The following is a 15,583-nucleotide window of genomic DNA, read 5'->3' on the forward strand; positions in this document are numbered from 1 at the left end:
TGACACGTCTATATGAGGAAAAGTAACTAGGAAGACTTTATTTATTATTAGATATACAAGAGTATTGCCATTAAATATGTTTTGAGAAGAGAAGGGAACTATTGATTATTAAATAATTAGCACTCATGCGTTTTCCCTGCTTAAGCAACTGATACTTTGGTACTAATCCAAAAGAAGTTTGCAAAGGGATAAGAGTAACTTTTCTATTAATAGATTACGGGATAGATAGCGTACTTTATCCCTTATGTTCTTACTTTAAGTAATTCTTTAACGGGCAATCGCTCTTTTTCAACCCTTCAACAATGCTTTTCGCATTCATGTGCGCTCCTTTCAAAGAAGAGTGTGTATGGTCATGATTATAGTAAGTTGCTGCTTTCTTCACACCTTTCTTTTCTAGTTTATCGGCACTAATCTTATTCAGATCGATAAAATAAGCTCCCGTAGCTTCCGCAGCTTCACGTGTCCACTTGCCAAAAGACTCGGTATTACGTTCTATTTTTCCATCTTTCCATTTGTTGCGTGGCGTATGACTAAGAACGATGGGAATGGCACCTTTCTCCTGAACATCCATGATGAACTTTCGAAGATACCAGCCGAAAGTATAAACAACTTGATATTTGCCTGTCTTTTCCATTAGAAAGACTTTGCTCTCATCTCCCGAACCGCGCAATTCGGCACGGGCTTTCCCTTTGTTTATATCTCCTGCATCATTATGTCCGAACTGAATCAGAACGAAGTCCCCCGGTTGCAAGGCATTGTATACCTTATCCCAACGACCTTCATCGAGGAAAGTACGTGCACTACGTCCTGCCATCGCACGATTTTCTACAGAAATTTTATTTAGATTGAACTCGTCAGCAATTACGCTTCCCCAACCCCACATACCGTTTTTGTCTTTATCTTCATTTCTGACCGTACTATCTCCGATAGTAAACAATACCGGACGTCCCTCTTTCCGACTGGAACCTGTCACTGTATCTTTCTCAACAGGTTTCAGATAATTGGCTAATTCCAGTCCTTCATACGCACGTATTCCGTCAGCAGCAGATTCAGCATTTACTTTAGCACCGAAAGCACTTGTATGTATACGGTCGATGTAGAACATATATTTCACCTTATTCTTGCCGAACTTTTCAAATTTGCGGGCACTGATATCATTCAAATCAATAAAAGGAACATGCTGTTCTTCGGCTACTTGCTTTGCCCACAATCCAAAAGTCTTGTTGACACGTGTGATGATGGTGCTGTCTTTGTCTTCCCAAGCATTGCGGGGAGTAAGCGAAAAAAGGATCGGATGAGCACCTTTGGCTTTTACATCTTGAATGAAACGACGCATATATTCCCCGTAGGTATATACGGTTTCTTTTACTCCGGTTTCTTTAATCGTTACGTTCAGTGTATCTTTGCCAATTCCGGGAATGGAAGCACGGGCACGTCCGCTGTCGTATGGGCCGTTGTCATTGTGCCCCAGTTCGATGATAACCCAGTCTCCCGGGCGTACTCCTTTGATTACATCCGGCCATAAACGGTTATAGAAAGTACGGCTACTGGTTCCACCCAGTGCATGATTTTCTACAGTAATCCGGTTAGAGTCGAAATAATCGCCTGCATAATAGCCCCATCCCCATTGTCCGTTGTTGCCGTTTCCTAAAGTTCCGGTACGCATGGTAGAGTTACCTACCAGGAACAGAACAGGGTTGTCACCTTTCCGGCTCGAACCGGCTTCCGGTCGCGAGGTACGTGCTTTATTCAGGCTGTCCAGCGTGTTGTCAATTACCTGATTGACATCTGCCATGGGAGCGGAAACTTTATTTTGTGCTTGCAGTTGCAAACTAAATGTAATGGCCATCAGCCAACATATATACGGGAATAATTTGTTTTTCATGAATCTGTTTTCTTTGAAATCCCTCACTGACCGGTGTCTAAACAGTCAGTGAGGGAACTAGCTACTAACTAACCTCTAACTAAACCTAATGAATGATTATCTTTAAACCTAATGAAAAAACTGTGTATGTTATTTTAATTTATAAACTTCTGTTCCGGCAAGCAGGAAACAACCGACTCCGTAGTCTTCAAAGTCGGGCACACTCTTATAAGTAACCGGCTGTCCGTCTTTAGGCTCTTTGCCTGTTCCCTGCACATATCCCAGGAATCCGTTCGGGTGTACTGCATCTTTCACCATAGCGTTCCATGCTTTTAAAAGGACGGGAAGATATTCTTTGCGGTCGAGCAGTCCGTTACGGACTCCCCAAGCCATACCGTATACAAACAGCGCTGTTCCGGAAGTCTCTTTGCCTCCGAAGTTCGTCGGATCATGAAGACTCACATTCCAGAAACCATCTTCACGCTGACATTTTTTAAGTGCCTTGCTCATAGCGAGAAAATCATTTATATAATCCTGGCGATGTGTTTCATTAGTAGGGATTTCATCCAATACCCGTACAAGAGCTGCATATACCCAGCCATTTCCACGACTCCAGTAGCAATCTTCTCCATTCGGTTCTTTGTAAGGAGGATCAAAATCCTGATCGCGCCACCATAAGCAATCTTTAGGATTATACATTCCGGCTTCTCCGTGCACGTTACGAGTGTAAGAATACATATCCCACATCTTATCGTAGTATTTCTGTTCACCGGTCATTTTTCCAAACTTAGCGTAGATTGGCATTGCCATCTGGATAGCGTCAATCCACCACCAATCGTTCACCTGCGGAGTGTTGACTACCATATCGATACTTGCTTTTATATTCCGGATCATATTCGGATCGGACGGACACATATTATAAAGGTCGATATACGTTTGTCCGCAGCAATGGTCGTCTGCGTTACGGGTCGTATTGCCGTTTCTCATTCCCCATTTGTGGAAATCAGCCCAATCGTAGGCATACTTATAATAATCCTCACGAGGGTAAATGCCATACAGAGCCATTAATCCTTCATAATATACGCCTCTCGTCCATATATTGCTTGGACGAACTCTGCCATAGAAAGAAGGCAATGTGTAATCGGCATACTTTTTCATAAAGTAGTCGTTTACTTTTACGATAGTCTCTAAAGTCTCTTTTTGTGCAGGTAACTCTTGTGCCATGACCGGCTTTCCTGTCATAAGACAAAGAAGGGTTACTGTAAAGAATGAGAGTAGTGATTTCTTCATGGTGAAATAATTCTGTTTTATTAATTGGGTGTTCATTCTAATTTTCATTGGCAAAGATAAGGGACGCACTTTTCTTTTTCAATGGATTTCCGTTCAGATATATTCATTTTTGTTCACCAGGTAGTTATAATGCGGTTTAAAAGTGGGCTATATGATGATTTCTACATAGATCTGTACAATATTCTATTTTATAAGTAGGCTGTGCCGCTTACTTTTGTGTTGTAAATTGATTAACGATAAAACTATGAAATGCATAAGTGCTTTTTTAAGTCTGTGTCTGATAGCTGCTTTTGTAGTGGCGCAGCCGAACTATGACTTTTCGAAACTGAAACGCGAACATTTGGGACGCGGTGTAATTGCCATCAGAGAGAATCCATCTACTGTTGCCGTGTCTTGGCGTTATCTGTCCTCCGACCCGATGGACGAATCTTTTGATGTTTATAGAAACGGTGAAAAGGTAAACAAATATCCGATAAGAAATGCGACTTTCTTTCAGGATATATATAAAGGTACGGAATCCGTACTTTATACCGTCAAAGCTATCCAATCAAAAACGGAAAGCTGTTATCAATTGCCGTCCGATGCTCCGGCTGGTTATCTGAACATCCCGCTGAATCGTCCTGAAAACGGTACGACTCCGGCAGGGCAAAGTTATTTCTATGCTCCTAATGATGCCAGTATCGGCGATGTAGACGGTGACGGGGAATATGAGATTATCTTGAAATGGGATCCGTCGAACGCACACGATAATTCGCATGACGGTTACACCGGAGAGGTATATTTCGATTGTTATAAATTAAACGGGCAACATTTATGGCGCATTAATCTGGGACGTAATATACGTGCTGGTGCACACTACACCCAGTTTATGGTGTTTGACTTCGATGGTGACGGTAAAGCGGAAGTAGTAATGAAAACCGCCGACGGAACAGTGGACGGAAAAGGAAAAGTGATTGGAGATGCGCAAGCTGACTATCGGAATGAACAGGGACGTATTTTGACCGGACCGGAATATCTGACTGTCTTCAACGGACTGACAGGAGAAGCGATGCAAACGATTGATTATGTAACCGGAAGAGGAAACCTGATGGACTGGGGAGACAATCGTGGTAATCGTAGCGACCGCTTTTTGGCTTGCGTAGCCTATCTCGACGGTATCCATCCTAGTGTTGTGATGTGTCGTGGATATTATACCCGTACAGTATTGGCAGCATACGACTGGAATGGAAAGGAACTGAAAGAACGCTGGATTTTCGACAGTAACCATCTCGGTTGTGAAGACTATGCCGGACAAGGTAATCATAACCTTCGGGTAGGTGACGTAGACGGTGACGGATGCGATGAGATTATCTACGGCTCGTGTGCCATCGACCATAACGGCAAAGGGCTGTACACAACGAAGATGGGACATGGGGACGCGATTCATCTGACTCATTTCGACCCTTCTCGCAAAGGATTGCAAGTATGGGACTGTCACGAAAACAAGCGTGACGGAAGTACGTACAGAGATGCGGCAACCGGAGAAATACTTTTCCAGATAAAAGATAGTACAGATGTCGGGCGTTGCATGGCGGCTGATATTGACCCGACCCATCCGGGCGTTGAAATGTGGTCTCTTGCTTCCGGAGGAATAAGAAATATAAAAGGAGAAGTGGTGAAAGCCCGTGTCAGAGGATTGTCATGTAATATGGCTGTCTGGTGGGACGGTGATTTACTGCGCGAACTATTGGATAGAAACATAGTCAGCAAATATAATTGGAAGAAAGGAGTCTGTGAGCGTATAGCCATTTTCGAAGGAGCTCTTTCCAACAACGGAACGAAGGCAACACCTTGCCTGCAAGGAGATATTGTAGGCGACTGGCGGGAAGAAGTACTGTTGCGCACAGCCGATAATACCGCTTTGCGGCTTTATGTCTCTACCATTCCCACTGATTACCGCTTCCACACCTTTTTGGAGGATCCTGTTTATCGCATCAGTATCGCTACCCAGAACGTAGCCTACAACCAGCCGACACAACCGGGATTCTACTTTGGACCGGATTTGCAGGGAACCCTATTCAGAGGATGTAAAATACCTAAAAAATAAAATATGAATATTCGTATCATAGCCATTGCTTCGTTGCTGATAGCTTTGCCTGTCAGCGCGCAGAAAAAGAAAACTGTAGTGAATGACTCAAACACCCCTTTGCATTTATTGCAACCTGCTTATCAGGGCACGTATGGTGATTTGACACCGGAACAGGTAAAGAAAGAGGTAGACCGTGTATTTGCTTATATAGATAAGGAGACTCCCGCCCGTGTGGTAGACAAGAATACGGGTAAAGTGATTACCGACTATACAACGATGGGAGAGGAGGCACAACTGGAGCGTGGAGCTTTCCGTTTGGCAAGTTATGAATGGGGAGTGACCTACTCTGCCTTGATAGCGGCATCCGAAGCTACGGGCGACATACGCTATATGGATTATGTACAGAATCGTTTTCGTTTTCTGGCCGAAGTAGCACCGCATTTCAAGCGTGTTTATAAAGAAAAGGGGACAACGGACCCGCAGTTGCTTCAAATCCTCACTCCGCACGCACTGGATGATGCGGGAGCCGTATGCGCAGCGATGGTGAAAGTCCGTTTGAAAGATCCCTCGCTTCCTGTGGATGAACTGATACGTAATTATTTTGATTTCATCATAAATAAAGAGTATCGTCTGGCAGATGGAACTTTTGCACGCAACCGTCCGCAGCATAACACTCTTTGGCTGGATGATATGTTTATGGGTATTCCGGCAGTAGCACAAATGAGTTATTATGACAAGGAGCAAAAAGATAAATATCTGGCAGAAGCAGTGAGACAATTCCTGCAATTTGCCGACCGCATGTTTATCCCCGAAAAAGGACTGTATCGCCACGGTTGGGTGGAAAGCAGTAGCGATCATCCTGCTTTTTGTTGGGCGCGCGCCAACGGTTGGGCTATGCTGACGGCTTGCGAACTGCTCGACGTTCTACCGGAAGATTATCCTCAACGTGCGAAAGTGATGGATTATTTCCGGGCTCATGTACGTGGAGTGACAGCCTTGCAAAGCGGAGAGGGACTTTGGCACCAACTGCTCGACCGGAATGATTCTTACCTGGAAACTTCCGCTACTGCAATATATGTATACTGTCTGGCACACGCCATCAATAAAGGATGGATTGACGCCATTGCTTACGGACCGGTTGCTCATCTGGGATGGCATGCCGTAGCCGGCAAGATAAATGCGGAGGGGCAAGTGGAAGGCACCTGTGTCGGTACGGGAATGGCTTTCGACCCTGCTTTTTACTATTACCGTCCGGTCAATGTATATGCGGCTCATGGTTACGGACCGGTTCTTTGGGCAGGTGCGGAAATGATTCGCTTGTTGAAAAATCAATATCCGAAGATGAATGACAGTGCCGTTCAATACTACCAGGTGAAACAAAAGACGACAGCACCTATTTTTGCTATCGACACGGAAGAAAAGAAAGATTAACTTTAAATAGATTGAAACCATGAAACGAGAAGCATTTAAAATGTATTTGAAACCCGGATGTGAAGCCGAATATGAAAAAAGACATGCTGCCATCTGGCCCGAACTGAAAGCACTGCTTTCACAGAATGGAGTGTCGGACTATTCGATTTATTGGGATAAAGAAACAAATATCCTGTTTGCCTTCCAAAAAACGGAAGGGGGAGCAGGTTCGCAGGATTTAGGCAATACGGAAATCGTACAGAAATGGTGGGACTATATGGCGGATATCATGGAAGTGAATCCGGATAACTCACCGGTATCCATTCCTTTGCCGGAAGTATTCCACATGGATTGAGTTTTCAGTAATTCTATCAGTCTGTAATTTTTTAGACGCGGATTACACGGATGACACAGATTTAAGAATAAAAAAACCGCGTCATCCGTGTAATCCGCGTCTAAAAAATGGTAATAATTGTCCTTTAGCATATTCACTTCCTACTATTTAATGGAGTGTTTCTTTTATTATCTCAACTATCTTGATTATTTTTGTCCAACATTTATTATTAATCTTGGAATCTTTATGACGCAAAGACACCTTTTAGTCTTCACTTTCCTTGTTAGCTTTGTACTGAATGCCTATAGTGCAATAGAGCTTCGTTCTACAATTAGGAGAACTAGTGATGGTCTTCCCAACAACTCTATCCGATACATCTATCAGGATAGCAAAGGCTTTTTGTGGCTGGCTACCTTGAACGGATTAAGTCGTTATGATGGCAACTCTTTCCTGACCTTTCGTCCGGAAGCCGGAGATAAAGTGTCTTTGGCCGACAACCGGATTTACGATCTCACAGAAGATAAAGATGGCTTTTTATGGATTTCCACTACACCTGAACTATATAGCTGCTATGATTTGCAACGTGCCCGTTTTGTTGATTATACGGGTTGCGGCGAGTTAAGGCAGAATTACTCTACTGTATTTGTTACAGCCAACGGAGACGTATGGTTATCACATCAAGGCAATGGTTGCCGACGTATGGTGCATCAGAAAAACGGTGAAATGACATCCACCGTATTCAGGACAGAACGTGGAAACCTGCCGGACAACCGGGTGAAATTCGTGAATGAAGATGCCAGTGGACGTATCTGGATCGGCACTCAATGCGGATTAGTTTCTGTCTCCAACGGACAATATCGGATAGAAGACCGGTTGATTCATTTCACTTCTTCTCTGGCTTATAAGGATGACATGTATTTCCTTACGGCAGATGGAGATATTTATTATTACCATTCGGCTACGCAGAAGATGCAGAAGCTGGCTGCCCTTTCAACCGTTGCAGGGCAGACGTCGCCTACCGGAAATTTCTTGTTGAAAGATAAATGGATGATTCTGACTACGACCGGAGTATATACTTATGATTTTACGACCGGAGAAGTAGCCGCTGATCCTCGTCTGAATATTAAAAAGGGCGAACTGATTCGCGACAACCACGGAGACTATTGGATATATAATCATACAGGACGCCTCACCTACGTGGTTGCCGCAACCGGTGAAAGTAAAGATTTCCAGTTGATCCCTCAAGACAAGATCAGTTACATCGACTTCGAACGTTATCATATCGTACATGATTCCCGCGGAATCATCTGGATTTCGACCTATGGGAATGGGCTTTTTGCTTATAACACAGCCGAAGATAAACTGGAACATTTCGTTGCCAACATCAACGATCAAAGTCATATCAGTTCGGATTTCCTGCAATATGTCATGGAAGATCGTGCTGGTGGCATCTGGGTAGCTTCGGAATATTCGGGTTTATCCCGCATTTCAGTGTTGAATGAAGGAACTTCTCGCATCTATCCCGAGTCCCGTGAACTGTTCGACCGTTCGAATACCATCCGTATGTTGACCAAGATGTCTAATGGCGATATTTGGGTAGGTACGCGTAAAGGCGGACTTTATACTTTTGACGCGAATCTTCAGTCGAAAATGACGAATCAATATTTCCATTCCAATATTTATGCAATCGCTGAAGATCGCCAGGGACGGATGTGGACTGGAACCCGTGGTAATGGATTGAAGGTGGGAGATACCTGGTATTATAATACCCCGTCCGACCCGACTTCATTGTCGGATAATAACGTTTTTGCTATTTATCGCGATCGTAAAGACCGTATGTGGGTGGGTACATTCGGCGGGGGGCTCGAATTGGCTGAACCTACTTCTGACGGGAAATATAAATTTCGGCATTTCTTCCAGCAAACGTTCGGAATGAGGATGGTGCGTGTGATAGAAGAAGATGAAAACGGAATGGTCTGGGTAGGAACCAGTGAGGGGATTTGTATCTTTCATCCGGACTCACTGATTGCGGATGGTGATAATTATCATCTCTTCAGTTATACAAACGGAAAATTCTGCAGTAATGAAATCAAATGTATCTATCGTGATACGAAAGGACGTATGTGGATTGGTACTTCCGGTTCGGGACTGAACCTCTGTACGCCGCAGGACGGCTATCATTCATTGAAATATGAGCATTACGGAACTTCCGAAGGGTTGGTCAATGATGTGATCCAGTCTGTTTTGGGAGATAGAAAAGGAAACCTTTGGGTAGCGACTGAATATGGAATTTCCAAGTTCACCCCGTCCACCCGTTCTTTTGAGAACTATTTCTTTTCTTCCTATACTTTAGGAAATGTGTATAGTGAGAATAGTGCCTGTATGCGTGAAGATGGGAAATTGCTTTTTGGTACAAACTATGGATTAATTGTGATCGACCCTGAAAAGATACAAGATAGTGAAACGTTTTCTCCGGTTGTTTTCACTGATTTGTACGTCAATGGGACCCAGATGAATCCGCAGATGGAGGATTCTCCTTTAAAACAGTCTCTTGCTTATTCGGATGAAATTACGCTGAAATATTTTCAAAACTCATTCCTGATAGATTTCTCCACTTTCGACTATTCGGATAGCGGACATACGAAATATATGTATTGGTTGGAAAACTACGACCAGGGATGGAGTGCTCCTTCTCCACTGAATTTCGCCTCCTTTAAGTATCTGAATCCGGGAACCTACATACTTCATGTCAAGTCCAGCAATGGATCGGGTATATGGAACGACAGTGAGACTACACTGAAGATTGTAATCGTCCCGCCGTTTTGGAAGACTACCTGGGCAATGTTGTGCTATGTTCTGTTATTGATGGTAGCCTTGTATTTTGCCTTCCGCATCGTCCGGAACTTTAATGGTTTGCGTAACCGTATTAACGTAGAGAAGCAACTGACTGAATATAAGCTGGTCTTCTTCACCAATATTTCTCATGAATTCCGTACTCCGCTTACCTTAATCCAGGGAGCTTTGGAGAAAATCCAGCGTGTCACAGATATTCCGCGCGAATTGATATATCCTCTGAAAACAATGGATAAGAGTACGCAACGTATGTTGAGGCTCATCAACCAGTTATTGGAATTCAGAAAGATGCAGAATAATAAACTGGCGCTTTCTTTAGAGGAAACAGATGTCATCTCTTTCCTTTATGAAATATTTTTGAGTTTCGGCAACGTGGCGGAACAGAAGAATATGAACTTCCGTTTCTTGCCTTCGGTGCCATCTTATAAGATGTTTATTGATAAAGGAAATTTGGATAAGGTGACTTATAACCTGCTTTCAAATGCATTTAAATATACCCCTTCCAACGGAACGATTATTCTTTCGGTGAATGTGGACGAAGGGAAGCAAACATTGCAGATTCAGGTTTCGGATACGGGAGTAGGGATTCCTAAAGAGAAACAGAATGAATTGTTCAAGCGGTTTATGCAGAGTAATTTCTCCGGTGACAGTATTGGGGTCGGTCTGCATTTGAGCCACGAACTGGTGCAGGTGCATAAAGGTACGATTGAGTATAAAGACAATGAAGGTGGCGGTTCTGTATTTACCGTATGTATTCCGACAGATAAGACGGTGTATTCGGAGAAAGACTTCCTTGTTCCGGGCAACGTATTGCTGAAAGAGGCGGACGGTCATGCACATCATTTGTTACAGCTTTCGGAAGAGCTTCCTGACCCGGAAAAGATGGCTGCTCCTTTGAATAAACGGAAAGTGCTGATTATTGAAGATGATAATGATATTCGTGAGTTTCTACGGGAAGAAATCGGCGCATACTTTGAAGTGGAAGTGGCTGCCGACGGCACGTCCGGATTTGAAAAGGCCTGTACGTATGATGCTGATTTGATTATCTGTGATGTTCTGATGCCGGGAATGACCGGATTTGAAGTGACCAAGAAACTAAAAACAGATTTTGATACGAGTCATATTCCCATTATCCTTCTGACCGCGTTGAACTCACCGGAAAAGCATCTGGAAGGAATTGAGGCAGGTGCGGATGCATACATCGCCAAACCATTCAGCGTTAAACTGCTGTTGGCACGTGTATTCCGTTTGATCGAACAGCGTGATAAATTGCGTGAGAAGTTCTCCAACGAACCGGGTATTGTGCGACCGGCTATGTGTACTACCGAACGGGATAAAGAATTTGCAGACCGCTTGGCTGCCATTCTCGAACAGAATCTTGCCCGCCCGGAATTTTCTATTGATGAGTTTGCGCAGCTTATGAAGTTGGGACGAACCGTTTTTTATCGGAAATTACGCGGCGTAACAGGATATTCGCCTAATGAATATTTGCGTGTGGTGCGAATGAAGAAAGCGGCGGAGTTGTTGCTGTCAGAAGATAATCTAACGGTTGCGGAAGTCTCTTACAAGGTAGGCATCAGTGATCCTTTTTATTTCAGCAAATGCTTTAAAGCACAGTTTGGGGTGGCACCATCGGTTTATCAGCGTGGTGTGAATAATGAAGGAATAAATGAAAAAAATGAGTGATAAGGATTCAAAAAGGAACGGTATGAAAAGAAGAGATTTTGTTTGCTTGGTATCATAATATATTCTAAAATTACTGCTTGTCTTGTAATTCACGCAATACATCATTTATAATATAAGTATCACTCATTAGATGCAGTCCGTAACGGGAGTCATGTAACATGGCACATACATTCGTTTCATAAAACAGATTTAATGCTCTTTCCGGGCTTATCTCCAATCGGGCTGATAATAATAGGACGATGCGACTGATTTTTCTCCAAAGTACTTGTTCTCTCATTTGTTACCTCCTTTTCTGTCCATAGTATCCAGTGGAAAACTATTATCAAAATGTAGATATGTATCAATGAGTTGCTGATTGAGCAAACATATCTGATGATTAGGTTGTGCATATACCAATTGCCCGAGGGCTTGCTCTATGGTGATAATGTCGTTAAGGTAATCTTCTATGGTGTCAATAACCCGATCGTTTGCTACGCCTCCTTCTATAATATCATAATCTTTCCAAGGCTGTTTTCCATTCCTACTAGCGACAATAAAATTCAACCAATGCTGATCGTAAGCATCAAAACGAAGTAGCTTGAATACAGCTTTTATAGCTGCATCCATATCAAATTCGTATACATTAATCCATGCAGTAGTACTTGCCCGTAATAGTTGTACGCGGGCAGCCCACTGTTCTGCTTGTGAGCGTAGTGAGGTTAGATAAAAACCTCTACCGAAATCTAAATCGGCACGTCCCACTTTGGCTAAGGGATGCTCTATAGAAAGGGTGGAGCCATGATAAAGTGTTATTTTCATCCCTTCTCGCCCTCCTGTGCCTCCCAGTTCTTCAAAGCCTCGACCACATCCTCGCCTACATGTTTTAGACTTTGTGTGTGCATCACTTCGTAATTGTCCAGTAGAAGACGTTTGATTAGATTCATTTTCTCTAAACGTCGGCGCATTTCCATAGGAGAAATTCCCATTTCGCGTGCTCCAGCTTCTATTGCCATGACTGCAAAGTGAATCTTTTCACTTTCTAGGATATCCGGTTGTTTACACATAAGCGTTAAAATTCAGTTTATGAACAAAGATACTTGATGGCAGGCAAATAAACAACATTGCCGGAACTTTTTTATTTGATTGTTTCGAGAAACTCAACTTCGATGATTCTCAACTGGTGTTTGCTACTGCTTTTTTCCAATTCCATTGTATTGGCCGCTATAGCCTCTACTTCGATAATCTGTCCGAAAGCATCTTTGTCACTGGTGTTTCCTTTCAAGCGGATGGTTATCGTATTAGCACGTACGGGCTTTTCTACATTGAGATGAATATATCCCAGGCTTTTATCCGTGTTTCCGCTCCAAATCAAGGTGTTGCCGGCATATACTTCCAGCGGGTAACTTCGTGAACGCCATCCTTGCAGTTTGATGCATATATCGTCTATTTCGGCATCTCTTTCCAATGTATAGGTAATCCATGCAGTGCTTAGTTTACCGTCATTCTTCCATTCGGTCAGTTCGATATCATCGTAGCTTTTTTCAGCATCATTATTGTTGGAACCGGCTTTTGCCGAAACGATTCGTACACCCTTTTTGCTGTCTTTGTAAGAAGGGGTAGAAGGTGTTTCTCCTCTATCCAGTCTGCCTTTCAAAGTGGCCTGCGGAAGATAGGTACTCAAACCTCCGGTCACTTTTACAGGCACCGTTTCCAATGTGAGAGAGGCACTTAGAAGTCCTTTAGCCTGTGCTGTCAGAGTTACTTTTCCGGCAGCCGTCGTGCTGCGGATCAGTGCGCGGTTGATACCACATTCTACCGGAAGGTTTGTATCAAGAATATGATTGTTTTTACCTTGAGCGATACCTCCGCGCCATTCCGCCTGACCCTTGAGTGTGAACTGAATAGTGCGGTTGTCCAACGGACAACGTTGTCCGTCTTTATCTACCACTTCCACCTGTATCAATGTCATATCCGCACCGTCTGCATGAAAGCCTTCGGGGTTTTGGATAGCGGTAAGTTTCAGACTGGCAGGTTCACCGGCTGTATTTACAGCATAACGACTGATTTCTTTCCCTGCTTTATTGTAGCTGACAGCTTCCAGTTTGCCCGGTTTGAAGGCTACGTTGTCGAAAGTAAAGAGAAAATTGTATTGGCGTTTGCCTTTACCCAGGGAGTTACCATTCAGGAAAAGCTCCACCTCTTCTCCGGTAGATACTACCTGCACAGGTTTTACCGTATTATCCGGATAGTTCCAGTGTCCGATGATGTAGGTCTGGTCTTTTTCCGTATCTACCCATCCGTCCCACATTACCTGATGTGCGTAGAAAGCATCTTTTTCGATACGCATCGCGTCCGTCACTCCACTTCTTCGGTAGTTTTCCGCACCCCGGTAGTGGGTATTGGTGTCGGAGAAGATAATTTTAGTACCGCCGGAGCTGACTCTGTTACCCGTTCCGGGACGCTCACGCCAATAATCATACCAGCGGGCTATCATGGTGATGGCAAGTTCATCTTGGTTGCGGTTATAGTCAGTGGCCGGTTGTCCTTTATAAAGTGGTCCGTCACCTTCTTTGTGGAAAGGATAGCTATATTCATCCCAGTACTTTCTTAAACCTTCGTCGCGGCAATATTCGGTCGCCCACATCGGATGATGTTCGCTTCTGTTGATGTACAGCATTTCGCCACCGTATTCCGCTTCGCGGATATCCAACATTTCACGTGATCCGATGGCACGTCCGCCGAACGGGTCGTATTTGTCGCGGACAGCTTTCATTTCTATCATGTGTTCGCGGCTGATGGCTTTGTTGCCACATTCGTAGAACAGGATACTCGGATTATTACGGTTGTAGATAATCGCGTCTCGCATCAACTCCACCCGTTGTTCCCATTGACGTCCTTCACGGTCTTTTTCTGCATCTCCGGCAGGCATTGCCTGTATCAGACCTACACGGTCGCAGGATTCTACATCCTGTTTCCACGGAGTAGCGTGCATCCAGCGAACCAGATTCGCGTTTCCTTTCACCATCAGGTCATTAGAAAAATCGCTCAACCAGGCAGGTACGGACAGACCTACTGCCGGCCATTCGTTGCTGGTGCGCTGTGCATACCCTTTCATTTGGATAACACGGTCGTTCAACCATATCTTTCCTTCCGCGAAGCGGGTCTTGCGGAAGCCGGTGCGGGTACTGACTTCGTCGAATATCTGATTATTATCATCTTTCAAAGCGGTTTTTACCGTATACAAGTAACCATATCCCCAACTCCAGAAGTGAAGATTATGAAGGATGGCAGATGCTTTTACCGTCTTAGTCTCTCCGGCTTTCAAAGTCACTTTATCACCTTGGAAAGTTTTCATTAGTTTGCCGTCGGCATCAAGTATAGTCACCTGATAGCTGAATTGCCGGGTAGCTTTACTGTCATTTCTGACTTCCGATTCGGCATGAATCGTAGCTTTGCGTCCTTGGATGTCGAAGTCTTGGGCATAGACGTATACGCCTGTCGTTTTCAGGTTGCTATATAGGGGAAGAGTCTGATATACATTATCAGTAACGTACAAGAAGACGTTTTTAGGAATACCGCCATAGTTGGCATTGAAATTGCGGTCGTTCCACTGGAACTTAGAGTTAGTTCCTTCTTCTCTGTACATCCAGTCGTTGTCGGTGCGAACGGCAATCACGTTCTCACCCTCTTTGATATGTGGAGTCAGGTCGAACCCTACCGCCATAACACCGTTTTCGTGTCTGCCTAGATAATGTCCGTTAAGATAGAAGTCTCCGCGTTGGCGTACTCCTTCAAATTCGACGAATACTTTCTGATTACTTTTCAGTTCCGGAATCTGGAAACTCTTGCGATACCATACCACTGTATCTGTCAATTGTTCAATGGAAAGTTTGAATGCTTCATCTTCATTGAAGGCATGGGGCAAAGTTACTTGTTTCCATTTACTGTCGTCGAATTTTGTATCTTTGGCTTTAGGAAAGTCTCCTATCCGCAGCTTCCATTCGCTGTTGAAATTGTATTTTTTGCGTTCGGATGCCTGTATATTAATGGCGGACAGTATAGCCAGGAGAAATGTGAAAAGAAATAATTTGTGTTTCAT

The 15,583-nt window shown here is 43.8% G+C and carries 10 protein-coding genes; 4 read left to right on the forward strand and 6 right to left on the reverse strand.

The features are described from left to right. Positions 1–250 precede the first annotated feature (250 nt). Entirely contained in the window at positions 251–1,885 is a 1,635-nt protein-coding gene (locus LPH68_RS02045) for a rhamnogalacturonan acetylesterase (RefSeq protein WP_015532407.1), read from the reverse strand. A 129-nt stretch (positions 1,886–2,014) separates the two neighbouring features. Further along, the gene (locus tag LPH68_RS02050) at positions 2,015–3,154 is read right to left on the reverse strand and encodes a glycoside hydrolase family 88 protein (RefSeq protein ID WP_008775427.1); all 1,140 of its coding nucleotides are present in this window, start codon (positions 3,152–3,154) and stop codon (positions 2,015–2,017) included. Between the two features lie 244 nt (positions 3,155–3,398). Between LPH68_RS02050 and LPH68_RS02055 the strand changes: the two genes are divergently transcribed. The 4 genes from LPH68_RS02055 (at position 3,399) to LPH68_RS02070 (ending at position 11,505) form a co-directional block, all read left to right on the forward strand. Beyond that, a complete protein-coding gene (locus LPH68_RS02055; protein ID WP_141408911.1) occupies positions 3,399–5,240 on the forward strand; it encodes a rhamnogalacturonan lyase in 1,842 nt (613 codons plus the stop codon). 3 nt (positions 5,241–5,243) lie between these two features. Further along, the gene (locus tag LPH68_RS02060) at positions 5,244–6,653 is read left to right on the forward strand and encodes a glycoside hydrolase family 105 protein (RefSeq protein ID WP_151923280.1); all 1,410 of its coding nucleotides are present in this window, start codon (positions 5,244–5,246) and stop codon (positions 6,651–6,653) included. Positions 6,654–6,672: 19 nt separating this feature from the next. After that, the gene (gene rhaM / locus LPH68_RS02065; RefSeq protein ID WP_004308498.1) at positions 6,673–6,987 is read left to right on the forward strand and encodes an L-rhamnose mutarotase; all 315 of its coding nucleotides are present in this window, start codon (positions 6,673–6,675) and stop codon (positions 6,985–6,987) included. Between the two features lie 225 nt (positions 6,988–7,212). After that, positions 7,213–11,505 carry a two-component regulator propeller domain-containing protein gene (locus tag LPH68_RS02070; RefSeq protein ID WP_230296842.1) on the forward strand — a complete coding sequence of 1,431 codons (4,293 nt, stop codon included), beginning with the start codon at positions 7,213–7,215 and terminating at the stop codon, positions 11,503–11,505. 70 nt (positions 11,506–11,575) lie between these two features. On the opposite strand, the gene LPH68_RS02075 is transcribed toward LPH68_RS02070, so the two are convergent. The 4 genes from LPH68_RS02075 to LPH68_RS02090 all read right to left on the reverse strand — a co-directional run bounded on the left by LPH68_RS02075 (position 11,576) and on the right by LPH68_RS02090 (position 15,583). After that, the gene (locus LPH68_RS02075) at positions 11,576–11,782 is read right to left on the reverse strand and encodes a DUF3791 domain-containing protein (protein WP_004308500.1); all 207 of its coding nucleotides are present in this window, start codon (positions 11,780–11,782) and stop codon (positions 11,576–11,578) included. Next, a complete protein-coding gene (locus LPH68_RS02080; RefSeq protein ID WP_049701949.1) occupies positions 11,779–12,303 on the reverse strand; it encodes a DUF3990 domain-containing protein in 525 nt (174 codons plus the stop codon). Before LPH68_RS02080 ends, LPH68_RS02075 begins: the two co-directional genes overlap by 4 nt. Beyond that, entirely contained in the window at positions 12,300–12,548 is a 249-nt protein-coding gene (locus tag LPH68_RS02085) for a DUF3791 domain-containing protein (RefSeq protein WP_004308502.1), read from the reverse strand. The genes LPH68_RS02080 and LPH68_RS02085 overlap by 4 nt, the downstream gene beginning before the upstream one ends. Before the next feature lie 71 nt (positions 12,549–12,619). Then, positions 12,620–15,583 (reverse strand): sugar-binding domain-containing protein, encoded by a 2,964-nt coding sequence (locus tag LPH68_RS02090; protein WP_004308503.1) that lies wholly within the window; start codon positions 15,581–15,583, stop codon positions 12,620–12,622.

The sequence above is a fragment of the Bacteroides sp. 1_1_30 genome, from assembly GCF_020982715.1.
GTDB lineage: Bacteria > Bacteroidota > Bacteroidia > Bacteroidales > Bacteroidaceae > Bacteroides > Bacteroides xylanisolvens.

What these genes read in the sequence shown, in the direction of transcription:
- LPH68_RS02045 (WP_015532407.1), bottom strand. Translation starts at nt 1,885, where the DNA reads ATGAAAAACAAATTATTCCCGTATATATGTTGGCTGATGGCCATTACA.
- LPH68_RS02050 (WP_008775427.1), bottom strand. Translation starts at nt 3,154, where the DNA reads ATGAAGAAATCACTACTCTCATTCTTTACAGTAACCCTTCTTTGTCTT.
- LPH68_RS02055 (WP_141408911.1), top strand. Translation starts at nt 3,399, where the DNA reads ATGAAATGCATAAGTGCTTTTTTAAGTCTGTGTCTGATAGCTGCTTTT.
- LPH68_RS02060 (WP_151923280.1), top strand. Translation starts at nt 5,244, where the DNA reads ATGAATATTCGTATCATAGCCATTGCTTCGTTGCTGATAGCTTTGCCT.
- rhaM (WP_004308498.1), top strand. Translation starts at nt 6,673, where the DNA reads ATGAAACGAGAAGCATTTAAAATGTATTTGAAACCCGGATGTGAAGCC.
- LPH68_RS02070 (WP_230296842.1), top strand. Translation starts at nt 7,213, where the DNA reads ATGACGCAAAGACACCTTTTAGTCTTCACTTTCCTTGTTAGCTTTGTA.
- LPH68_RS02075 (WP_004308500.1), bottom strand. Translation starts at nt 11,782, where the DNA reads ATGAGAGAACAAGTACTTTGGAGAAAAATCAGTCGCATCGTCCTATTA.
- LPH68_RS02080 (WP_049701949.1), bottom strand. Translation starts at nt 12,303, where the DNA reads ATGAAAATAACACTTTATCATGGCTCCACCCTTTCTATAGAGCATCCC.
- LPH68_RS02085 (WP_004308502.1), bottom strand. Translation starts at nt 12,548, where the DNA reads ATGTGTAAACAACCGGATATCCTAGAAAGTGAAAAGATTCACTTTGCA.
- LPH68_RS02090 (WP_004308503.1), bottom strand. Translation starts at nt 15,583, where the DNA reads ATGAAACACAAATTATTTCTTTTCACATTTCTCCTGGCTATACTGTCC.